Consider the following 22,466-nt stretch of genomic DNA (forward strand, 5'->3'; position numbering starts at 1 on the left):
CATGGAGAAAATCAAGATAGCCATTGTAGATGATCATGAGATCGTACGTGACGGAATTATCGCTATGCTGGAAGATTATGAACATATTTATGTAACCGGGCAGGCAAAATGCGGCGAAGAGGTCCTTTCCTTATGCGAAGAAAAATCAGGTGAGATCGATCTCATTATTATGGATCTCAATATGGGAGAAATGGGAGGTATAGAAGCTACAAAAAGAGTGAAAGAGCAATATCCCGGTATTAAAATTCTTGCGCTTACCATGATGAAAGATGAGGAAAAAATTAGGGAAATGACCCAAGCGGGTGCTTCGGGATACATTTTGAAGAATTCCGGGATGGAAGAACTGGTCAAAGCTATTGAACAGGTTATGAAGGGAGAGATCTACTACAGCGATGAGGCGGTTTATTCAATTATTACCGGAAAAAAGGAACCAAATAAAGATGAGCCTTTAGAGACTGACCTTACCGCACGAGAACTGGAAGTGCTTGAATACATTTGTAAAGAATATACGAACGCAGAAATAGCTGACAAACTATACCTGAGTGTTCGTACTGTAGATGCCCACCGAAGAAACTTACTACAGAAAACAGGGGCCAGAAATACAGCCGGTCTGGTTCGCTTTGCCATGAAACATAACCTGTTAGGGAACTAAATAGGTGGCATTCTGTATTTTGTGTTAGTGATATGTTGATGAACACATTTATGAACCAAAATTAGGAAGGGAACGTATTAAGTTCACGTATATGTAAAGAAACGTAAGATTGATTGCCTCTTATCGATCAATATTTTTAGGTTTGAAATTAAGGAGGGAGTTGACGAAAGACTGCATAAACATGAATTTTTAGTCGCTACTTAAAATATACTATCCAGATGCGATAGTCTGTCATAAAAAGCTATTTCTCAGACTTTTATGGAACTGGTAAACATTGTAATAGCCGAACATCATAAGATTGTTCGGGACGGAATCAAGATGATTCTTGAGGATGTACCCGGTATCAGGGTGACGAAAACCGTAGGTAATAAGGAGGAATTGCTATCTTACTCCTGTTCAGAAAAGAATATGGTCGTTATCCTTGATTTAGATATGCCTGATCTTGATAAGAGGAATACCATCAAGAAATTGAAAGAGAAAAATTCAAATATCAGTATTTTAGGCATCAGTGATATTGAGGACCAGAAGCAGATAAAGCATGTTATAGTAGCCGGGGTATCAGGATATATTTTAAAGAAGAGGGGCAAGGAAGAAATTATAAAAGCAATAGAAGTGATTAAAAACGGAAACCAGTATCTCTGTGAAGAAAGTATCAAAGCCCTGGTACATGACAATGATGGAGATTATGCCTTTGATGTGGAAGATTCCAGTCTTACCTATAGAGAACTGGAAGTGCTTGAGCTGATCTGCGAAGAATATACAAACAAAGAATCTGCCGATGAACTGGGCATCAGTGTGCGTACTGTAGATGCTCATCGCCGTAGTCTTCTACAAAAAACAGGAGCAAAGAATACGGCCGGTCTTGTGAAATTTGCCGTTCGAAATCACATACTCAGTCTATAAGACTATTTAATTTCTCGCCGTAATACTGACTATTACAGTAGACAACCCTCTTTTGTTACCCCCTCCCTCTACTAACCAACCTTCAGAGTTCTTATAGCTTATCTTATCAAATAGAAAAGGCCCTGTCCGGTAGAAGATCTACTAAATTGTCTTTAGTGGATTTAGAAATACACCTAAACCGGAATAGGTGAATTCACCTATTTTTCAATTTAGGCTTTTTGCGTCAGTTCTATTGGCTCTGTATTTGATATATTGATAACCGTTGAGGAGAGGCAAATAGATCTAATTAAATCTAAATCATCTATTGATCAGAGTATTTGCAGCTTGTCTTTGCTTAGCATTTACATAAATATACCCCATAATATCGCATGAAAGAAAAAAATAAAGTCTCAAGCGGTGTCGCCGGATTGGACGAGATTTTAAAAGGCGGCTTTTTACCTCAAAAATCATATCTCATAAAGGGTGGACCCGGTACAGGTAAATCCACTCTTGGCTACCATTTTTTGGACAAAGCACTGAAGGATGGAGCAGAGGTACTCTATATCACGCTAGGAGAAACCAGAGAGAATATTATCGAAAATGGCTCGCAGTTAGGAATTGACCTAAGTGATGCCCATTTCTTGGATCTTTCACCGGGTGAGGATGTTTATCGAAATTCTAAAACATACAGTGTTTTCTCTCCGGTGGAAGTTGAGCAGGAACCGATGATCCAATCGATCGTAGAGGCTGTAGAAAAATACAGCCCAAGCTGTGTATTCCTGGATTCCATTACCATGTTGCAATCCTTGAACCAGGATCCTTTTCAAATGCGAAATATGGCGCTCTCATTTATTCAGTTTGTCTGCAATAAGGGTGCGACACTCCTGATAACCTCTGAAGCACATGATCAAGCTTCCGACAAGGAAGCTACTTTTTGGGTTGACGGGATCATCCATTTAGAATACTCCTTAGATTGGAGAAGGGTTACCGTCAGCAAATATCGGGGTTCGGATTTTTTGCATGGTAATCATGCTTTTAAAATTGATGAGCGGGGAGTCACGGTATATCCCCGACTGCGTCCGGGCAATTACGAGCGAAACTTTCAAAGTGATCCTATTTCAACCGGTATCAACGAGCTGGATGAGCTATTGCATGGCGGCCTGGAAAGAGGTACGGTATCCATAATCTCGGGACCAACCGGAGTTGGTAAGACCAATTTCGGGATTCAGTTTGCAAAAGAGGCGGCTTCTCGCGGAGATCGATCTGCCGTTTATACCTTCGAAGAATCGGCCGATGTTCTGGCAAAGCGATCCGAATCGATCGGGGTACCGGTGAAGTCCATGATTGAAAACGGGAATTTAACCATAACATCGGTTGAACCACTTTCCTATTCTCCCGACGAATTTGCGGCGCTGGTTCGTAGCGATATCGAAGAGAACGATACTAAGATTGTAATTATCGATTCGGTAGGAGGATATAGCCTGTCCGTACGTGAAGAGAATACACTGGAGCGACTCCATTCCCTGACAGTATTTTTACAAAATATGGGAGTGACTACGCTGCTGATTCACGAGACGGCTAATGTCACCGGACAATTCGAAACAACCGGAATGAATGCCAGCTACCTGGCCGATAATATTATTTTCCTCCGCTACCTGGAACTCAATGGTGAGTTGCGCAAAGCTATAGGAGTGCTCAAAAAGAGAATGAGCGATTTTGAGCGTTCGATTCGAGAATTTGATATCACTAAAGATGGGCTTAGGGTAGGCGGCAAGTTGACAAAGCTTCGCGGTATCCTGACCGGTTTGCCTGAAAATACGCAATAACCTAACTGCCATAAAAAGATTACTTGAAAAGTTCATCAATACATAGAAAAAAGGTATTTGATCAGACGGGTCGTACGGAAAAACCGGTGGTTATGGTATGTCTGAATAATGCTACAGACAGGGAGCTGATATTACAGTTCCTATCTGATCGATATGAGCTCATAGTGGGTGATTGCGAACTGGGAAAAAATGATTTTGATGTTTGTCTCCTGGACCGACCAACATTTTCGAAAAACCGGGAGAAAATGATTGCATACAAGGATTCCAAAGCCCCGCTTATCACACCATTCATTCTCCTGGTAAAAGGAGAACACTGGTCAAAAAATATCGATCCGGTTTGGAATGTAGTAGATGAAATAGTACCCATTCCGACTCCTTCCCCCATTTTGATCTCCAGGATTGAAACCATGCTCCAACTAAGAGAGCACACTTTGCTATTACAGAAAAAGAACCGAAAACTGGCTATGTATGAGCAGGCTATGAATGCTGCCAATACTGGAATAACTATTACTGATGCCAGAGAAAAAGATAATCCCATCATTTTCATCAACAGTGGTTTTGAGAAAATGACAGGTTACTCAAAAGAGGAGGTAATTGGGAAAAATTGCCGGTTTTTGCAGAAGGATGATAAGCAACAGGATTCCCTTGGTGAGATACGCCACTTTATTGCAAATGGGAAACAAGGTCATGCGCCGATCCGCAATTATCGTAAAGATGGCACCTTATTTTGGAATGAATTGAGAATCGCACCTATCACTGATTCAGAGGGCGTAACGACTCATTTTGTAGGGATTCAGAATGATATTACGGATTTGGTACAAGCACAAGAAAATCTTAAAAAGGAACGAAACCTATTTCAAAAGTTAGCAGAATCAAGTCCGGTTGGAATCGCCATCATAGATTCCGATGGTGAGGTCACATTTGTTAATGAACAGACAGAGAAAATCCTTGGGTTACCTAAAAGTGAAATTCTGGATCTAAGTTATAGCGAACAGAAGTGGAAATTATTGGATGATGAAAGGAATGTTATAACTGAAGACAAATTGCCTTTTAAAAGGGTTCTGGAGAATGAAGAAGCGCTATTTAATTTAGAATGCACATTAGTTCGCCCAGGAAGTACAGAGAAAATACTATCCATTAATGCAGCACCTCTGAAAGGTCAAAATGGGGATCCGGGTAGGGTAGTTGTTACTCTGTCGGATATTACTGAGAGTAAACAGAGGCAGAAACAGCTTATGACTGAAAAAGAATTTGTGAGAGCGGTCGTAAATAATATGCCGGGTATCTTTTACATGCTGGATGAGGATCTGAATTTTGTCTTTTGGAACAAGAATATGGTCAGTGATCTTGGATATACCGACAATGAAATCGAAAAGATGCACGCTCTTGATTTTATTCGTCCTGAAGACCATCAGAATATAATTGATGAGATCAGCCGAATTTATCGAACCGGAGATGCGGATGTTGAAATAGATCTTATTGATAAACAGGGCAAATGTACACCCTACTATTTGATAGGAAAGAAATTTGAAAGAGAAGGCAGTACATATATTATCGGTTCTGCGCTGGATATTACCGACAGGGTTGATGCAGAATATAAATTGGAACAGCAAAAGAAATTGCTCAGTGCGGTTATCAACCAGACTGAATCTATTATTTACGTAAAAGATAAAAAGGGAAAAACGCTTTTAGCTAATCAAGAATTTCAAAAGCTCTTTGATCCTGAGTTCCCTTCTTCCCGAAGTAAAGTAAATTTGGAAAAGTTTAAGCTAGAAGCCGCTGATCAAATCAGGAAAAATGATCAAATAGTATTTGAAACAGGAGAGTTGCATGAGTTTAAAGAGCAACTCCCTGTGGGTGATGAAGATCGTCATTACATCTCAATTAAATATCCTCTAAAGGATGTACCGGGGTTTGAGGATGCTATTTGTGGCATATCAACCGATATAACAGAGCGTGAGCAAGCTTATCGTCAGCTTAGAGAAAGAGAAAAAGAAAAGTCTTGTCTGTATCAAATTGGGAATCTCAATGAAATATATGATTCCGTCGATAAGATCTTGAATGAAGCGGTAGATATCATACCACTCGGATGGCAGTATCCTCATATCACTGAGGCTGCGATTGAATACAACGGCAAGGTATATACCACAGAAGGATTTAAACACACCCGATGGGGTATGATAACCGAAAGCCATAACTTTAAGTCCAAGTCTGTAGCCGTCAAAGTTGTCTATTTGGAGGGCAAACCTACCGCAGATGAAGGTCCATTTTTGAAAGAAGAACGAGAGCTGATTGATGCTATAGCGGATACGCTTGCATCCGAGATAGAACGTATTGAATCGCGGAAAAAACTGGAGGAGAGTGAAAAGCGCTGGCAGCAGCTGGTGCAGAAAAATCCGGGACTGGTTCAGATTATTGACGGCGATGAAATCGTGTTTATCAATCCGGCCGGGGCAAGTTTGTATGGTGTTGATGATGTGAGTGAATTAATTGGGAAGAGCTGGACCGAATTTGTTCAATTTGAAGAAGATAAAATTGAAACGGTTCGGCAGCGAATATCAGAAGCTGTAGAAGGAAAAGTTAATCCTCCCGAAATATACAGGGCTTGGACTGCTGACGGCACCGAACGTTTCGTAGAACTGCAGTCGGTACCGGTTCAGTACAAGGGTAAAACGGTGTTGATGACTGTCGGGCAGGAAGTGACCGAGCGGGTTAAGTTCGAGCGGCAGCTTAAAAAGTCGCTTAAGGAGAAAGAAATTTTACTGCAGGAGATACATCACCGGGTTAAGAACAATTTGGCCGTAATCTCCGGGCTGCTTCAAATTCAGCAATTCAACTCGGATGACGAAAATGTTAATAAGGTGCTGTCAAATAGTGAGATGCGCATTAAATCCATGGCCCTGATCCATGAGAAGTTGTATCAGGCCGAATCTCTGTCCGAAATTGACTTCAAATATTATATCGACGATCTCATAAAGGCCATCGAGCATACCATCAGTTCGGGTGAACATATAACTACCGGTCTCTGTTGCGAATCGGTGACTCTTAATGTGAACCAGGCAGTACCCTGTGCGCTTATTCTCAATGAATTGATTACCAACTCTGTGGAACATGGATTTGAGGATCAGGATAGCGGTGAAATCAGTGTAACGCTAAAAGAACGAGACAAGAAGGTAACCGTAAGAGTTGAGGATAATGGAAAAGGATTGCCTGAAGACTTTGATTTGTGCAAAAGCCAGACTATGGGCATGACCATTATCAAGACATTGATTACGCAACTGAGTGCCGATCTGAAATCGGGTAATGACAATGGGGCTTTTTTCGAGTTTACTTTTGAGAAGAAAACGATTAAAGGCTCGAGCAGCACGTTCATTTAATAGTGAGTAACGAGTATTACTTAGCATAGTAGGAGTAGTTACCAATCACTCCTATAACTCTAACACCCCTCACCCTTTCCGCCCTGACAGGTGGAAAGGGGATTTTTTGTTTACCACTTAGACACTTAGTGGTATAACCCGAAGATATTTGATTACTATATTATGTTTTTTCACAGAGGGGCTCAGAGAAGCTCAGAGTTACACGGAGAAAACTTTGTGCACCTCTGAGCTTCTCAGTGTGACTCTGTGTAACAGCTATTGCAACCAATAGAAATTTAACTCAAGATAATCTCCTCAAAACCGGAAGCCACATTTACCCGGCACACTTTTACCGTTTCCGAATCATCGATCTCAACATCTTTCTCCTTGCCGTCTACATTGGCAGTAGCCGGTTTAAAGGGCAAGCCAATAAAGGTAATCTCAACGCTCTCGTAGCCGGGTTCATAACTACCCTCTCTAGAAGCACTAAGCACGGTTTTTTGATTTATTTCGTCCGGATCATAACTAAAATTAGTTAGCCGGTATTCGCCGTTTTTATAATCCCATCCTTCTTCTCCATCTTCATACAGCCGGCTGGTTTTTGAACTGGCGCTGTGGTACACGTTCAATTCGAGTACATCCGGATCCTTCTCGTCGGTATACTGCATTACTTCACGAAGCGGAAGGACCGTTCCTTCTCTGACAAAGAAAGGAATACGCTCCAGCGGGGCACTGATATCATAGGTCTTGCCGCCTTCAAAGATCATGTCATCCCAGTAGTGGTACCACTTGCCTTTCGGCAGGTAGGTGGTGACCACAGTTTTATCTTTACTGACAACAGGGCTTACAAGGATGTCATCCCCGAATAGGAAAGCATCATTCTGCATGGCTGCAGTAGAATCTCCCTGGTCTTCATAGGCTAAGGGTTTGAGAACAGGAGTCCCCTCATTGATGTAGCTATAAAAAGCCGTATACAAATAATTGAGCAAGCGGTAACGGAGATTGACCGCCTCGCGGTTTATTTCAGTAAATTTTTTGCCAAAACACCAGGGCTCCTGATCATTTTCCGTATTACGTTTCTGAAGCTCAACTTGGTCTTTTTTAACCGCAGCGGCACCGTCTACATTGTACCCCATGGAGTGGTTTCGGAAGAGCGGATGGAAAACGGAAAGCTGCATCCATCTTGCTAATAGCTCTCCGTCAGGTTTTTTGACAAAACCACCGACGTCCGATCCTACAAAAGAGTAACCGGAAATGCTGAGGCGCTGGCACTGTTCGTTTGCTAGCCGTAAGTGGTCCCAGGTGGCAATGTTATCACCGGTCCAGAGAGCCGCATATCGCTGTCCGCCCGAGAAATTTGCCCGGGTCAGGAGGAAGGGCCTGCGATCGGGGGCGTGCTTTTTAATGCCTTTCAAAGAGGCCCTTGCCATCTGCATGCCATAGATGTTATGTGCCTTTTTATGGCTGCAGGGATGGCCGTCATAATCATGTCTTATATCGTTGGGAAAGGTTTTACGCTTGACCTCGAAGACGGCGGGTTCATTCATGTCATTCCAGATGCCTCCCATCTCAAGATCATCTACCAGCGGTTTATACAGGTCCGCCCACCAATCTCGTACATCCGGTTGGGTGAAATCGGGAAACACACATTTGGAAGGCCAGACCGGGGCAATTACTGTTTCGCCGTCCGGACGTTTACAAAAGAAGTCCTGATCCATCCCTTCTTGGAAAACAAAATAATCTTTATCCATCTTCACCCCGGGATCGATCATCACGATGGTTCTGAAGCCCTGCTCTCTGAGATCAGAGATCATCTTTTTAGCGTCGGGAAAGAGCTTCTTATTCCAAGTAAATACCCGGTATTCATCCATATAGTCGATATCCAGGTAAATGGCATCGCAGGGGATCTTTTTCTCCCTGAAAGTATCGGCCAGTTCGCGTACCCTAGCTTCCGGATAATAACTCCAGCGACACTGGTGATAACCAAGTGCCCACATCGGGGGCATCTCAGGAGTTCCGGTCAGCTTTGTATAGCGTTCGGTCACCTCTTTGAGCTTTGGACCGTAAATGAAATAATAGTTCATGACGCCGCCGCGCGCGTTGAAGCTGCTCACACGATCTTTCTGGCGATCAAAGCTGAAACGGGTGCGATAGGTGTTGTCCAGAAAGATACCATAGGCACGGTCTTCAATTAAAGCAAGGTAAAAAGGGATACTGCGATACAGCGGATCCTCGCCACGTTCATAGGCATAGGAGTCGGTATTCCAGTTTTCATAGGCACGGCCGCGTAAGTCAACATCTACCGCCTTGTCACCAAGCCCGAAATAGCGGACACCTCGCGGAGCTTTCTTGGTAACTTTCAGTTCGGATATTCCTTTCATCAGGCTCTCACGACGATAAAAGCCGTCTTCGTCTTCACAGAGCACGTTGCCATCCTTATCGTAAAAATCGACCAGTAGTTTTTCTTTGCTAACGGTGGCTCTCAGGGAAGAGGTTTCAATGACATAGTGCTTGTCCTCTTGTTTTACGGAATAGTTGAATTCGGGCGATTCAAATTCCGGGTCGATGGCATAGGAAAAATCAGAACGGACATCTCCTTCCAGGTAGTAGGTGAGTTGAAAAATTTCCGGGGTTACGAGCCGGATGATGAGTTCAACCTGGTTCTCTGTGACAAAGGTAATCGATCGATCCTGCTCCTCAACCGATTCGATTCGGTCGGGACGATGTCTGCTGACTACATCACGGTGCCGGTCACTTCCTTCGGTTAAATCAAGCTCTTGTTCCGTATCTGTTTCTGCCATAGGCCGTTATAATGTTGAAATTAAATGTCCGAAAATAATAAAACTATATAAAAATTCTGCTTTTGATATTTAGCCGCAGATCTGCATAGGCTGTTTTTTTGCCGCGGATTTCACGGTTTTATTAATAAGCTTCCAGGCTGTGATAAGCGTCCACGCTTATCACCTTCAAGCGTGGACGCTTGAAGTAGCCCAAAAAGGCATCAAAAAATACAATATTCGTGCAGATCTGCGGCTATAAAAACCGTGTGAATCAGCGATAAAACTATTTGAGCAGGTAACCATTAGCCAGTTCGGTATAATCTTCTACCTGCTGCTGAATCCAGGAATCATCCTTTCCCATTTCATCGGCCATCAGTCTGGCTACATCTTCGGCTATCTCAATGCTGGCACGAGCATCCAGCAGGAGGGAGCGGGTACGACGGGCCAGAATATCTTCCACGGTACGGGCCATTTCACTTCGTATTCCCCATATGACTTCTGAAGGCTTGCAGCGCAGATTTGGATGAAGAGGTTCTCCCCATCCCTCGTTTTCCTCGGCGATTTTTTTCAATGCGAGGGCATCGGATCCGTACATCTCATAAGGTTCGGCAGCCTCGGAATTTTTAAGCCAGCCATGGAGACGAAGGTTCTCTGTTACGGATTCCCTCTCATCAAGACCGGCTACAACAGCCGCTTCATCCACCGTGTCTTCGGCCATCTTTCTATAGGTAGTCCATTTGCCACCTGTGATGGTCACAAGTCCGGAGGGATCGATTAGCAGCGTGTGATCCCGTGAGATGGAGGAGGTATCACTGCTCCCGCCTTTAGATACAAGTGGGCGAAGGCCTGCAAAGACACTCAGTACATCCTCGGGCTCGGGATCTTTGGTCAGGTAACGTGCTGCATGAGTGAGCAGGAAGTCCACCTCCTCATCCATGGCCCGGGGTTCGAGTGAGGGTGATTCTACCGGGGTATCGGTAGTGCCGACGATGATCTTGTCGTGCCAGGGTACGGCAAAGAGAACCCGGCCGTCATCGGTTTTTGGTACCATGATGGCACTTTCCCCGGGCTGGAAAGATTTATCCAATACAATATGTACGCCCTGACTGGGCTGGATGATGGAGTCGACATCCTTGTCGTCCATCTTACGTATGCTGTCTGTGAATACGCCGGTGGCATTAACCACGACCCGTCCCTGGATATCAAATTTCTCGCCGGTTTCTTGGCATTTGGCCTTAACGCCGGAGACCAGTTTATTAGCTTTTTTCAGCCCCGTTACTTTGAGATAGTTCAAGCCTATTCCTCCTTCATCGAAAAGGGTCTGCAACAGGTTGATGGCCAGTCTTGAGTCATCAAATTGCGCATCATGGTAGATCACCCCGCCGTCGAGTCCCTGCGATTCAAGAGTAGGTATATATTCAAGTACTTTTTCTTTTGAGAGCCTTTTGGAAGGTCCCAACCCGAGATCTCCGGCAAGTTTGTCATAGATTTTCAGACCGATACCATAAAACGGACCTTCCCACCAGTCATAGTTGGGCACAATAAATGACTGGTTTTTTACCAGGTGAGGCGCATTATGTCGCAATAGACCTCGTTCCCGCAGTGCCTCGAGCACCAGGGCCACATTCCCCTGCCTGAGATAGCGAACACCCCCGTGTACCAGCTTGGTACTACGGCTGGAAGTGCCTTTTGAAAAATCATGCTGCTCCAGGAGAAGTGTTTTATATCCGCGTGAGGCGGCTTCTACGGCTGTTCCCAGGCCGGTAGCGCCACCACCGATAATGATAAAGTCCCAAATTTCCGGATCGTCCTTTAGGTTTTGAATAAGTTCGTCTCTGTTCATAACAAAAATTTTTTGGCCACTGATTTACATAGATTTAAAAGCCGACAAGCGTGGAAGCTTGCCAAAGCCTGATTTGAAGAACAAGAACTCTATCTACACATTGAATTCAAGATTCCTTCTGCCTTTTCACTTTTCACTTCTCAAAAACCCCGCAAATCTGCGGCAAATTATTCCTTGTTCCAGCCTTGTGCTCGTTCTACCGCTTTATGCCAGCCTGCATACAAATTATTGATTTTTTCTTCAGGCATATCCGGTTCATATCGTTCATCAATAGACCACTGTTCGGCAATTTTATTCACACCGTCCCAATAACCTACCGCAAGGCCGGCCAGGTAAGCAGCACCCAGTGCCGTAGTTTCGGTTATTTTAGGTCGAACTACGGGAACCCTCAAGATATTCGCTTGAAACTGCATCAAAAGGGAGTTGACAGAAGCTCCACCATCGACCCGCAATTCCTTGAGTTCAATACCGGAATCTGAAACCATGGCTTTGAGAAGGTCGGCCGACTGAAAGGCAATAGCTTCCAGCGCTGCACGGGCTATATGAGAGGTATTGGTTCCACGGGTGATACCTGTTATGGTTCCGCGAGCGTGGGGATCCCAATGGGGCGCTCCCAAACCGGAGAATGCCGGTACCAGGTAGATACCGTCGGTACTTTCTACTTTATTTGCGAGGGCCTCGACATCTTCTGACTTTTGAATAACTCCCAATCCGTCGCGTAACCATTGCACAACCGCACCTCCGATAAAAACACTTCCTTCCAGGGCATACTCAGTTTTCCCGTCCCGCTGCCAGGCGATGGTGGTCAGTAACTTATTCTCTGAATGGATTGGCTTCTCTCCCGTATTCATCAACATAAAACAGCCGGTGCCATAGGTATTTTTAGCCATTCCTTTTTGGGTGCAAACCTGACCAAATAGTGCTGCTTGCTGATCCCCTGCAATACCGGCGATGGGGATTTGCGAGGCCAGTACATCTCCGGCAGTCTCACCGTAAACTTCACTGCAGGATTTGACTTCGGGCAACATGGAAGCCGGTACATCCAGAATTTCCAGCAGGTCCTTATCCCATTGATGCTCATGAATATTATACAGCAGGGTGCGGCTGGCATTGGTGACATCGGTAACATGCACTTTACCATTAGTCATATTCCATATCAACCAAGAGTCAATGGTTCCGAACAGCAGATCACCGTGATCGGCCTTCCGGCGCGCCCCATTCACATTATCCAGTATCCATTTAATCTTGGTTCCGGAAAAATAGGGGTCGAGTACCAGTCCGGTTTTTTTACGAAAGGTCTCTTCCAGCCCTTCTTTTTTCAGCTGGTCCGTAATGGATGCCGTTCTTCGGTCCTGCCATACAATGGCATTATAAATCGGTTTTCCTGTATTTTTGTCCCAGACTACGGTCGTTTCCCGCTGATTGGTTATTCCGATTGCAGCAACCTGTCTAGGTTTTATCCCGGCCTTTGTCACAGACTCTGCTGCCACCCCGGTTTGTGATGACCAGATTTCGTTAGGATCATGTTCCACCCATCCAGGTTTAGGAAAGATCTGCTCAAATTCCTTTTGTGCTTTTGAGAGGATAGAGCCGTGATGGTCAAACAAAATGGCTCTTGAACTGGTGGTGCCTTGGTCTAAGGCAAGAATATATTGTTTCTTATTCATAACGGGTGTGAAATCTATGACTAATGGTCAGGTAATTACTCTATGTGTTTCCGTATATGTGCAAGTTGTCAGTTTATGGCTATTGTGGTTAAATAAGATGTAAATAGAACCCATATATAGCATCCTAAAATTCCGCCTATGATGGGACCTATGATCGGTACAATCAAGCCGTACTCCCAGTCATTGCTGCCTTTCCCTTTGATTGGCAGCAGGGCATGGGCCAGTCTCGGCCCCAGGTCACGGGCCGGATTAATGGCGTAGCCCGTTGGACCGCCAAGTGACATACCAATAGCCCATACCAGTACCCCGACGATGAAGGGCTGCATGCCGCCGGCCACGCCACCGGTGATAAACTCACCTTCTATTTCACCGGGATTTCCGGTTGCACCGCTAGTGATTCCCAGGATGCCAATCATTAAAACAGCCGTGCCTACAATTTCAGTAACGGTATTCCAGCCCAGGGATCGAATTGCCGGGATGGTCGAAAATACAGCGAGTTTATCAGCGGGTTCTTTGGTGACGTCAAAATGGGTTTTATAGGTCATGTAAACAATGACTCCAGATAGAAAAGCGCCAAGTACCTGTGCGATAATATATCCGGGAACCAAAGCCCAGGAAAATTCACCTATGAAAGCCAAACCGACAGTAACAGCGGGATTGATATGAGCTCCGGATATCCACCCGACAGCGTATACGGCAATGGCGACACCGAAACCCCAGGCGGTATTGATAAGCAGCCAAGCGCCGCCCCCACCACCGCCTTGTCCTTTGGTTTTGGCTAATACGACGTTGGCTACCACACCATTACCCAGCAAACAAAGTAGAAATGTACCAAGTACTTCAGCCAGGTATTTGCTCAATGGCGAGAAATCTAGCATAGTTGATCCTCCGGAAATACAGTTAAAAGATTACCGCTAACTGAATGATGACAGGAGCAAAGTATGTGAGGATATCGGAATCCGGATTTGCTGACACTGCCTAACTACATAAAAAACTTGACTTAGGTTAATTAAATAAGGCGTATTTTAAAAATATTCTTAGCCTGTTATGTTTTTGCCACGGATTTACACGGTTTTATTGAATTTTTATAGGCTGTTTCAAGCGTCCACGCTTTTAACATATTGTGGTAAGCGTGGACGCTTATCACAGCCATATAGAGTGAAGACATTAAACAGCTCAGATCTGTGGTTGGAAAAAACCGTGAAAATCCGCGGCAAACTATTGCCTGACGGTTTCGGAAGAATTGCTTGTCACTCCGGCCCACTTCTGGTACTTCTTTCTTACATCCTCAATATGATCCTCCAGATTCTCCAGCGTCCAGCCGTAGGTATCGATAGGAGGATGAACATGGGCTATCGCCTTGCCCGATCGGGCAAAGAGTGACCCACCCTTACTCAAACCCCTATTACCTTCAAAATAGACAGGCACGATGGGATAGCTTAAATCCATTGCCATTCGGAATGGGCCTTTTTTAAAAGGTCCGATTACCCCGGGATGCTTACGCGAACCCTCGGGTGCCAACAGCACAGAAAGTTTCTTACGCTTGATACGATCATAAGCTTTCTGCAGGGTGGCAACAGCTTTATCTGATTTTTGCCGTTTAATAAATACCTGTCCGGTGAGACGCCCCAGTAAAAAGAATAAGGGATTGTATTGTAACTCCCACTTGGCAACAAATCGAACGCGTGGCAGCCCCATAGCCAATATGGTCAACAGATCCAATGTAGAGCTGTGATTGATGATGAACACGGCCGGGTTTGTGATTTCGGAGTGATGGACCTTTACTGAGAAATCGATTCCGATTACATACAAGGCAGGTTTAGCTATGAGGGGAGCTATACGTTCAACCACCAGATTGCTGAGCTCTCCGAAAGATAGGATAAGCAGCACCAGGATGACAGGTGTTGCAAGAACCAACAGGATAAAAAAAGTGATGATGCCCAGTATGCTTCTCAGATATTCCCCTAAAGTGAGCTCATTATCAACCATGGCATTTATTCAAATCTAGTATGCTTGGATCGTTTACAGAATATAGATAGGAATAGGTGAACTGCAAACCCGGCCTTGTATTCGCAGTTGATTTGATAAGCCGAATTCAACAGATTAAGGCCTCAATTATAAAAAAACATGTGCAGTCGATGTCAGAAACCCCGGATACACTTGTTTCCCGCTTGACGAAAGGTAATAGAATTAATCTCGCCATTGTATTTATACTGATTATCCTGGGGATAATATTTCAGGGACGCTTCCCTGAATACGAAGGACACTTCGGATTTTGGTCGGTGTTACCTCCCCTGGTAGCTATCGTGCTGGCATTCTGGACCAAAGAAGTGATCAGTTCTCTCTTTGTTGGAATAGCTCTTGGGGGTGTGATATCTGGACAGGTCAACCTGGTAGAACATTTTCTGCTGCCCTCTATCGGTACCGAAAGTTTTGCCATGATATTACTGGTTTACCTGTGGTCACTGGGCGGTTTGATTGGCATCTGGACGCGCACGGGAGGTGCCGAAAAGTTTGCCATCTGGGCTGGAAACCTTATTGTAAGAGGACCGAAAAGCGCGAAATTTTTTACCTGGATGATGGGATTGGTTTTTCACCAGGGCGGCACCATTAGTACTGTTCTAACAGGGGCAACGGTGCGTCCTATTGCCGACAAACATAAGGTTTCGCATGAAGAACTGGCCTATATGGTCGATTCCACTGCCTCTCCGGCTGCAACGATCATCCCTTTCAACGTCTGGCCATTCTATATCGGGGGATTGCTAGTCGGTACCATACCCTTGTTTCAGACTGAACAAGATGTGGTTTTATTCTTTATTGATGCCATTCCCTTTAACTTTTACGGAATATTTGCCCTGATTATTACCTTGCTCTTCGCCTGGGAGTATTTACCCTGGGTACCGGGAAAGAAAATGCGTGCCGCTATCAAGCGGGTAAAGGAGACTGGGAAACTTGATCGTGACGGGGCCGAACCGATGGCGTCAAAAGAGCTGACCGATATGCAAATTCCGGAGGATTACAATCCGGGATTGATAGATTTCTTCGGACCTATTGGTACGCTGCTGGGAGTTGCCATTATTCCTTTTATAATTAGCTACCATGTAATGGGGAATACCGACGATCCGACATTGCTGATTGCCGAGGCTTTTGTGCTGGCGGTACTTGCCGGGATCTTCATTGCCCTGGTTAAGGGCATGGATTTGCAGACGGCCATCGAGGGTTTTGTGGATGGTTGTAAAGGTGTAACGATTGGAGCTATTATTTTGGCCTTGGCGGTATCCCTGAAGAGTGTAGCTGAGGCGGTAGGAACAGCGGAATACATTGTTCAGTTGACCGGTAATGCTATTGATCCGGTTTTTCTGCCGGCCATTTTGATGATACTCTGTATGATTATTGCCTTTTCCGCCGGTACCTCATGGGGAACATATGCAGTTGTCTTTCCTGTCGCCATGCCGCTGGCTTGGGCTGTTATGCCGGATGAATTCTTCATGGTGCTTTGCTTCGGCGCTGTATTGGGAGGAAGTGTCTTTGGGGACCAGTGTTCACCTATATCGGACACTACCATTCTTTCGTCTTTGGCTACAGGTTGTGACCTTATGGATCATGTCTATACCCAGGCACCACTCGCCCTGACGGCAGCTGGTTTGGGGGCTACCTTGTATACCCTGCTGGTCATATTTTTTGTGTAGGGAACTTTGGGCAGCAATGGTAACCCTCCAAGGGTTGGAATAGTTGAGAATAGTTGAAAGGTAAAGACAATAATCTAGTCCGTGCAAATCAGCAAGATCAGTGTCATCCGTGTTCTATTCGGTGAGCTTCATTCTTTATAGAAGATCTTGAAATACAGCAACACTAAGGTAAGGGAAAGGGTTACGGCATTGGCTGCAATGATGGGAATATCTTTTCTCAAAATACCATAGATAAGCCAGAGAACCACTCCGCTGGTAAATATCAGGTACATGCCCAGTGAAAGATCCTTGGCTGATTTGGTTTTCCAGGTCTTGTGAACCTGAGGTATAAAAGCGACTGTGGTTAAGCCTGCGGCAACCAGCCCTAGAATCATAATAGCAGTCATAATAGATTGTATTGTCTAAAATATTATTGCTTTGAATCTACGTATGACTGCTATCGATTACTAATACGAATTGAATTCCTAACTCAGTTCGGAGGTACAATTCGGGCAGCGCGTGGCTTCGATTGGAATATCACTGAAGCAGTAGGTACATTTCTTTACAGTGGGTACCGAAGGTTCCGGTTTTTCTTCCGGCCGCTTCATCTTGTTAATATTCTTGATAAGAATGAATACCGCAAAAGCGACGATTAGAAAGCTGATCACTGTGTTGATAAAAGTGCCGTAGTTTAATGTAACAGCTCCTGCTTCGGTTGCTGCCGCCAAGGTGGCATATGGAGCGGCAACAGCACCTTCTTTTAGCACGATGAAGAAATCTGCAAAATCAACGCCTCCCAGAAGCAATCCCAATGGTGGCATAAGAACGTCTCGTACTAAAGACTGAACGATAGTAGTGAAAGCAGCACCGATAATAATACCGACGGCCATATCCACCACATTACCCTTCATGGCAAACTCTTTGAATTCTTTTAACATAGATTTATCCCTTTATTTTAAATAATGAATATGCGCAAATACTAACGAATTGATTTAAAATAATCTCTACGTAGAATTATGGACGGCGCAGAGCAGTTTTTAGTACCCCTAAAACAGGTAGCAAGAAGCGCTCAATCTTGCGGGATGACCGCTGATATGTGTTCAAAGTTCAGGTAAAATTCTTTCATCTCATTGCCCTGGTCGTCTTCCACCACGACCTTATCCAGCACATCGTTGAGTTCAATTTTTCCCGCTTTTATGGTTTCCGTGACTCCGCTTTCAAATACTACCTTGAAATTCTTCATGTCTATGAAATTTTATTCAAGAGCTGATTAGACTTACTCTTCCTGATCGGTTTCTTTTTGACTGGATTTCTCTTTCTCCCGGTCTTTGGTCTTTTTGGCTGAATCTTCCTGTCCATTCTTTTCTTTAGAAGCTTTCTTGTCATCCGTGCCATTTTTCAGCCAATCAACAACTTTAGAGCCCGGGACTTCTTCTTTATCCAACAGTTCTTCGGCGAGCCGGTCCAACACATTCCTATGTTCCGTGATGGTATCGACGGCTTTTTGATAGGCTTCTTGTAGGATACGTTTTACTTCCTCATCGATCTCCCGGGCGGTGCTGTCGCTGTATTCACGCTGGCTTCCCATCTGCTCGCCAAGGAATACCTGTTCCTGTTGTCCGCCGAATGCCATATTGCCGAATTTATCGCTCATGCCCCAATCGAGAACCATCTTGCGTGCCAGTTTGGTAAGCTGTTTCAGATCATTTTCAGCTCCACTCGTGGCCGTATCGAAAATCAGCGTCTCTGCGGCACGTCCTCCCATCATAACGGCCATGCGATCGAGCATATAGCTTTTCTTGTAGAGCAACTTTTCTTTCTCGGGAAGCTGCTGGGTGACACCCATCGCTTTTCCTCGCGGTATGATAGTAACTTTATGTACCGGGTCGGCATTGGGCAATACTGCCGCAACGACGGCATGTCCGGCTTCGTGGTAAGCCAGTAGTTTCTTTTCGTCCTCAGAAAGTCGTATACCTTCTCGTTTAAGTCCCATCATGACCTTATCTCTTGCAGTATCGATGTCTTGCTGCTCGATGGCTTTTCGTTTGTGGCGTGCTGCCAACAGGGCTGCCTCATTCAACAGGTTGCGAAGGTCGGCTCCGCTGAAACCGGGCGTGGATCGTGCAATCTCTTCCAGATCGACATCGTCTGACATCTTCTTATTCTTGGCATGAATTTCCAGAATTTCCTCCCGGTGTTTCTGCGTCGGCAAGTTGACGGTAATCTGCCGGTCGAATCGGCCGGGACGCAATAAGGCTTTATCGAGAATGTCGGGGCGGTTGGTTGCTGCCATCACCACAACACCTTCATTAGGTTCAAAACCGTCGAGCTCGGAGAGCATTTGGTTCAGTGTCTGCTCCCGTTCATCATGGCCGCCGCCTAGACCGGCACCACGCTTGCGTCCAATGGAGTCCAATTCATCGATAAAGATGATGCTGGGAGATTTTTCTTTTGCTTTGCTGAACATATCCCGAACACGTTTGGCACCCACACCTACAAACATTTCCATAAAGTCAGAACCGGTGATGGTGAAGAAAGGCACTCCTGCCTCACCTGCCACGGCACGGGCAAGCAATGTTTTACCGGTTCCCGGAGGTCCGACCAGCAAGACGCCTTTGGGAATTTCACCGCCGAGTGCATCGAAATCTTCCGGATTCTTCAGAAAACTGGTGATTTCTTTAAGCTCAGTTTTAGCACCTTCCAAACCTGCTACATCATCAAATGTGGTATCAACTTTTTCGGCATCCTGCAGCTTGGCTTTGCTCTTGCCGATATTGAACATATTCTTTCCCTGCATCTGCATTTGACGGAAAAACTGCATTCCGATGAAAATGAGGAATATCAGAGGTAAGCCCCATATGAGAATCGTCCACCAGTCAAAATTGCTCTGAGGGATGGTTTGTACCTGCACATCCTGCTGTTCCAGAAGATCCATTAGCTTTTCATCGCCAAAAGAGGGGATGTAGGTAACAAATTCGGAAGTCTGCGCGGTATCATCAGCGGCGGTATCCAATACCGTCTTCTGTTTCAGGGTACCCCGAACCTGCTCGCCTTTGATGACAACCTTTTCAACATTGCCTTCTCTGAGCTGGTCACGAAAAGCACTGTAGTCTACGTTTGGAGGTCCGCCAAACAGCCCTCCACCCTGAGAGCTGACCAGCCAGAAAATGAAGAGTCCCGCAATCAGTATCCAAAAGAAGTAGCGCTGGTTATTATTGCCGGGTTGGCCCTTCTTTTGTGGGGGCTTTGGCGGGCCGTCAATGTTGGAATCTTTCTTATGCTTGTCTGCCATAAAATTGTTCAAGTAGTGATCGCTAAAATATTTTTTATGAGATGTATAGAAAGTTAAACGAAATAATGTAAGGGTGTAATTCCATTTTTCTCGCGGATATCGTATCTATAAAACAAAAAAGCTCCTGGGCGTGTGCCGGCAGGAGCTTTAAACCTTCTAGTAACAAAAGTGAGTCGGGTGGGGGTCGAACCCACGACCCACGCCTTAAAAGGGCGTTGCTCTACCATCTGAGCTACCGACTCTTCGGTTCTAAAAGAGATCCCAAATATAAGGCTTTCTCTAATTTAATTTCAAACGTAATTCAATAAAAAATTGGCCGACCCTGCTTTGAAACGAATGTTTTGACTCAGTGTAAAAATTGGAGGTAACTTTTAATACCTTTGTGAGCCGAAATCATTTGTGATGTAAACCTCTTTGCTTTGCCTATTGAAAATATTCATCCGATAAAAATAGCAACACCTTTTGCCGTGGGTGAAGTGTATTGTTACCTGATAAATGAAGAGAAAAAAGTGCTGGTAGATTGCGGCCAGAAAGCGGAAAATTCCTATGAACTGGTCAAGAAACAGTTGAAGTCACAGGGTTTGGTTATTGCTGACTTGGATGAAATATGGCTCTCACATGGTCATCCCGATCACTTCGGTCAGGCCGCACGGCTGGCTGACGAATCGGGGGCGGATGTATATGGCCATGTCAAAGAACGCTCCAACTTTGCCAATTACGAAAACAGGGAACTCTTTGATGAATTTTTCAGCAAGCACATGGTTCCTAAAGATCATAGGTCGTTCATGATTGAGCAGCTTGACTGGCTGCAACAATACCAGCAGGCGATTACACCGTCATGGATTGAAGATGGGGAAGAGCTGACATCCGGAGAATTAACCTTTAGCGTGAAACATTCACCGGGACATGCTCCCGGACACCTGACTTTCTTTTCGAAAGAAGGGATCATATTCGGAGGGGATAACCTGCTCGAACATATCAGTACCAATGCGCTTATCAATTTTGATCCCGATACCGGAGAAAGAAACAGCAGCCTGCTGCAGTATCGTGAAACCTTGCAGTGGATCAGAACGCTGGAGGGGGTAGTGCATCCGGGCCACGGCAAGTTTATCAGAAACATCTCAAAAGTGGCGGACCATCATCTCAGTGAGCATCGAAAGCGATATCAAAAAATTCAGAGTATTCTTAAAGAGCAACCTTATTCACTCTATGAGCTTTCTTTACGGCTGTTTCCGGATGCGGTAAAAAAGGGAGGCATCTTTTTGGTGCTTTCTGAAGTGATAGGCTACCTGGACTGGGGAGTGGAAGAGGGTGTGATTAGACAGGAAGGGGAGATGTTTTTCAGTGAGCAGGATTCAATTAAGAATTAGGAATTAGGAATTAGGAATTGGGAGTTGGGATGCTCCGCGTTCATAAGTGTCTATTTAATTCTTGAGCCAGAGGAACTCTGTGTACCTCTGTGCCTGCGCACCGAAGTGCTTCTGCACACAGGTGTGCTTCTCAGTGTTCCTCTGTGGTATAGCCAGGTTCAGCAAACAAAGAAGCGGAATCTCTTTAATCGTTATGGCCAATGCAGCACCGGACGCACTATCTTTTCTACCTTGAAACTCCTATCATTGAAAAAATTATAATTTAAGCTCCAAACTATGGCTACAATCTTCACCAAGATCATAAACGGGGATATCCCCAGCTACCAGATCGCGGAGGATGAAAACCATTTTGCATTTCTGGATATCAATCCGATCGCTGAAGGGCATACCCTCGTGGTAACCAAGCAGGAGACCGACTATTTCTTTGATCTGAAAGATGAGCAGATCCGGGATGCCATGAAATTTGCCAAGAAGATAGCCAAAGGTATAGATGAGGCTCTGAGTCCGCTACGCACCGGAATTATTGTTCAAGGTCTGGAAGTGCCCCATGCCCACATACACCTGGTTCCCCTATATACCAAAACCCAGCCGATGGCACTGGGACACAATGTGAAGGTATCGGAAGATAGGATGGAAGAGATTGCTACGAAGATCAGCGATAAGGTGAACCGATGAAGGTATTTATTTTAAACGGACCCAATCTCAATATGCTCGGGAAACGGGATGCGGAGCAATACGGGAGCTACACCCTAGAGGATATCGAGCACATGCTTATCGAGAAATTTCCCCAGCATGAGATGACCTTCTTCCAAAGCAATGTAGAGGGTGAGCTGGTTAACGCTATCCAGTCGCTGGTGGATGAGGACAGCAGCTTTGAAGGCATCATTGCCAATTTCGGAGGTTATACACACACCTCTGTTGCTATCCGCGACGCCTTGGAAATCCTGGATATACCGATTGTTGAGGTGCATCTTTCCAATATTCACGCAAGAGAGGAGTTCAGAGAGAATTCACTTACGGGAGCTATGGCAGAAGGCATCATCACAGGTTTTGGGAAACACAGCTACGTACTCGGAGTTTATGCTATGGAGAGACTCCTGAATGAGAATACTGATGCCTGATTCAATTTC

The 22,466-nt window shown here is 45.0% G+C and carries 17 protein-coding genes and 1 tRNA gene; 8 read left to right on the top strand and 10 right to left on the bottom strand.

What is annotated here, in order from left to right; all coding sequences use genetic code 11:
* Position 1: 1 nt before the first annotated feature.
* The 4 genes from G3570_RS01800 to G3570_RS01815 all read left to right on the top strand — a co-directional run bounded on the left by G3570_RS01800 (position 2) and on the right by G3570_RS01815 (position 6,737).
* Positions 2 to 652: a response regulator gene (locus G3570_RS01800; protein ID WP_165138575.1), complete on the top strand. Its 651-nt coding sequence runs from the start codon at positions 2 to 4 to the stop codon at positions 650 to 652.
* Between the two features lie 258 nt (positions 653 to 910).
* A complete protein-coding gene (locus G3570_RS01805; protein ID WP_165138577.1) occupies positions 911 to 1,555 on the top strand; it encodes a response regulator in 645 nt (214 codons plus the stop codon).
* A 368-nt stretch (positions 1,556 to 1,923) separates the two neighbouring features.
* Positions 1,924 to 3,360, top strand: a complete 1,437-nt coding sequence (locus G3570_RS01810) for an ATPase domain-containing protein (RefSeq protein WP_165138579.1) — start codon at positions 1,924 to 1,926, stop codon at positions 3,358 to 3,360.
* Positions 3,361 to 3,383: 23 nt separating this feature from the next.
* Positions 3,384 to 6,737 (top strand): PAS domain-containing sensor histidine kinase, encoded by a 3,354-nt coding sequence (locus G3570_RS01815; protein WP_165138581.1) that lies wholly within the window; start codon positions 3,384 to 3,386, stop codon positions 6,735 to 6,737.
* Positions 6,738 to 7,012: 275 nt separating this feature from the next.
* Here the strand turns inward: G3570_RS01815 and G3570_RS01820 are convergent, their stop codons facing one another.
* The 5 genes from G3570_RS01820 to G3570_RS01840 all read right to left on the bottom strand — a co-directional run bounded on the left by G3570_RS01820 (position 7,013) and on the right by G3570_RS01840 (position 14,995).
* Positions 7,013 to 9,517, bottom strand: coding sequence for a glycoside hydrolase family 31 protein (locus G3570_RS01820; protein WP_165138583.1), 2,505 nt, complete (start codon positions 9,515 to 9,517; stop codon positions 7,013 to 7,015).
* A gap of 262 nt (positions 9,518 to 9,779) precedes the next feature.
* Entirely contained in the window at positions 9,780 to 11,339 is a 1,560-nt protein-coding gene (locus tag G3570_RS01825; protein ID WP_165138585.1) for a glycerol-3-phosphate dehydrogenase/oxidase, read from the bottom strand.
* 167 nt (positions 11,340 to 11,506) lie between these two features.
* Positions 11,507 to 13,006 carry a glycerol kinase GlpK gene (glpK, locus tag G3570_RS01830; protein ID WP_165138587.1) on the bottom strand — a complete coding sequence of 500 codons (1,500 nt, stop codon included), beginning with the start codon at positions 13,004 to 13,006 and terminating at the stop codon, positions 11,507 to 11,509.
* 68 nt (positions 13,007 to 13,074) lie between these two features.
* Positions 13,075 to 13,884 (bottom strand): MIP/aquaporin family protein, encoded by an 810-nt coding sequence (locus tag G3570_RS01835; protein ID WP_165138589.1) that lies wholly within the window; start codon positions 13,882 to 13,884, stop codon positions 13,075 to 13,077.
* Positions 13,885 to 14,224: 340 nt separating this feature from the next.
* Positions 14,225 to 14,995: a lysophospholipid acyltransferase family protein gene (locus G3570_RS01840; protein ID WP_165138591.1), complete on the bottom strand. Its 771-nt coding sequence runs from the start codon at positions 14,993 to 14,995 to the stop codon at positions 14,225 to 14,227.
* Between the two features lie 149 nt (positions 14,996 to 15,144).
* Here G3570_RS01840 and G3570_RS01845 point away from each other — a divergent pair, with 149 nt between their 5' ends.
* Positions 15,145 to 16,695: a Na+/H+ antiporter NhaC family protein gene (locus tag G3570_RS01845; protein WP_165138593.1), complete on the top strand. Its 1,551-nt coding sequence runs from the start codon at positions 15,145 to 15,147 to the stop codon at positions 16,693 to 16,695.
* Positions 16,696 to 16,823: 128 nt separating this feature from the next.
* Here the strand turns inward: G3570_RS01845 and G3570_RS01850 are convergent, their stop codons facing one another.
* From G3570_RS01850 to G3570_RS01870, 5 genes are all read right to left on the bottom strand, one after another.
* Entirely contained in the window at positions 16,824 to 17,081 is a 258-nt protein-coding gene (locus G3570_RS01850; RefSeq protein ID WP_165138595.1) for a SemiSWEET transporter, read from the bottom strand.
* Between the two features lie 78 nt (positions 17,082 to 17,159).
* Positions 17,160 to 17,612, bottom strand: coding sequence for a large-conductance mechanosensitive channel protein MscL (gene mscL / locus G3570_RS01855; RefSeq protein WP_165138597.1), 453 nt, complete (start codon positions 17,610 to 17,612; stop codon positions 17,160 to 17,162).
* A gap of 131 nt (positions 17,613 to 17,743) precedes the next feature.
* Positions 17,744 to 17,917: a hypothetical protein gene (locus G3570_RS01860; RefSeq protein ID WP_165138599.1), complete on the bottom strand. Its 174-nt coding sequence runs from the start codon at positions 17,915 to 17,917 to the stop codon at positions 17,744 to 17,746.
* A gap of 33 nt (positions 17,918 to 17,950) precedes the next feature.
* On the bottom strand, positions 17,951 to 19,966 hold the full coding sequence (ftsH, locus tag G3570_RS01865) for an ATP-dependent zinc metalloprotease FtsH (protein ID WP_165138601.1): 2,016 nt from the start codon (positions 19,964 to 19,966) through the stop codon (positions 17,951 to 17,953).
* 169 nt (positions 19,967 to 20,135) lie between these two features.
* Positions 20,136 to 20,208: transfer RNA gene (locus G3570_RS01870), tRNA-Lys, on the bottom strand.
* Positions 20,209 to 20,385: 177 nt separating this feature from the next.
* Between G3570_RS01870 and G3570_RS01875 the strand changes: the two genes are divergently transcribed.
* The 3 genes from G3570_RS01875 to aroQ all read left to right on the top strand — a co-directional run bounded on the left by G3570_RS01875 (position 20,386) and on the right by aroQ (position 22,457).
* Complete coding sequence (locus G3570_RS01875; RefSeq protein WP_165138603.1) at positions 20,386 to 21,336, top strand: MBL fold metallo-hydrolase; 951 nt, start codon at positions 20,386 to 20,388, stop codon at positions 21,334 to 21,336.
* A 276-nt stretch (positions 21,337 to 21,612) separates the two neighbouring features.
* Positions 21,613 to 22,011, top strand: coding sequence for an HIT family protein (locus tag G3570_RS01880; protein ID WP_165138605.1), 399 nt, complete (start codon positions 21,613 to 21,615; stop codon positions 22,009 to 22,011).
* A complete protein-coding gene (gene aroQ / locus G3570_RS01885) occupies positions 22,008 to 22,457 on the top strand; it encodes a type II 3-dehydroquinate dehydratase (RefSeq protein WP_165138607.1) in 450 nt (149 codons plus the stop codon). The genes G3570_RS01880 and aroQ overlap by 4 nt, the downstream gene beginning before the upstream one ends.
* The last annotated feature ends 9 nt before the right edge of the window (positions 22,458 to 22,466 follow it).

Source organism: Halalkalibaculum roseum (assembly GCF_011059145.1).
GTDB lineage: Bacteria > Bacteroidota > Rhodothermia > Balneolales > Balneolaceae > Halalkalibaculum > Halalkalibaculum roseum.

What these genes read in the sequence shown, in the direction of transcription:
- G3570_RS01845 (WP_165138593.1), top strand. Translation starts at nt 15,145, where the DNA reads ATGTCAGAAACCCCGGATACACTTGTTTCCCGCTTGACGAAAGGTAAT.
- G3570_RS01840 (WP_165138591.1), bottom strand. Translation starts at nt 14,995, where the DNA reads ATGGTTGATAATGAGCTCACTTTAGGGGAATATCTGAGAAGCATACTG.
- mscL (WP_165138597.1), bottom strand. Translation starts at nt 17,612, where the DNA reads ATGTTAAAAGAATTCAAAGAGTTTGCCATGAAGGGTAATGTGGTGGAT.
- G3570_RS01805 (WP_165138577.1), top strand. Translation starts at nt 911, where the DNA reads ATGGAACTGGTAAACATTGTAATAGCCGAACATCATAAGATTGTTCGG.
- aroQ (WP_165138607.1), top strand. Translation starts at nt 22,008, where the DNA reads ATGAAGGTATTTATTTTAAACGGACCCAATCTCAATATGCTCGGGAAA.
- G3570_RS01820 (WP_165138583.1), bottom strand. Translation starts at nt 9,517, where the DNA reads ATGGCAGAAACAGATACGGAACAAGAGCTTGATTTAACCGAAGGAAGT.
- G3570_RS01810 (WP_165138579.1), top strand. Translation starts at nt 1,924, where the DNA reads ATGAAAGAAAAAAATAAAGTCTCAAGCGGTGTCGCCGGATTGGACGAG.
- G3570_RS01850 (WP_165138595.1), bottom strand. Translation starts at nt 17,081, where the DNA reads ATGACTGCTATTATGATTCTAGGGCTGGTTGCCGCAGGCTTAACCACA.
- ftsH (WP_165138601.1), bottom strand. Translation starts at nt 19,966, where the DNA reads ATGGCAGACAAGCATAAGAAAGATTCCAACATTGACGGCCCGCCAAAG.
- glpK (WP_165138587.1), bottom strand. Translation starts at nt 13,006, where the DNA reads ATGAATAAGAAACAATATATTCTTGCCTTAGACCAAGGCACCACCAGT.
- G3570_RS01835 (WP_165138589.1), bottom strand. Translation starts at nt 13,884, where the DNA reads ATGCTAGATTTCTCGCCATTGAGCAAATACCTGGCTGAAGTACTTGGT.
- G3570_RS01880 (WP_165138605.1), top strand. Translation starts at nt 21,613, where the DNA reads ATGGCTACAATCTTCACCAAGATCATAAACGGGGATATCCCCAGCTAC.
- G3570_RS01825 (WP_165138585.1), bottom strand. Translation starts at nt 11,339, where the DNA reads ATGAACAGAGACGAACTTATTCAAAACCTAAAGGACGATCCGGAAATT.
- G3570_RS01860 (WP_165138599.1), bottom strand. Translation starts at nt 17,917, where the DNA reads ATGAAGAATTTCAAGGTAGTATTTGAAAGCGGAGTCACGGAAACCATA.
- G3570_RS01800 (WP_165138575.1), top strand. Translation starts at nt 2, where the DNA reads ATGGAGAAAATCAAGATAGCCATTGTAGATGATCATGAGATCGTACGT.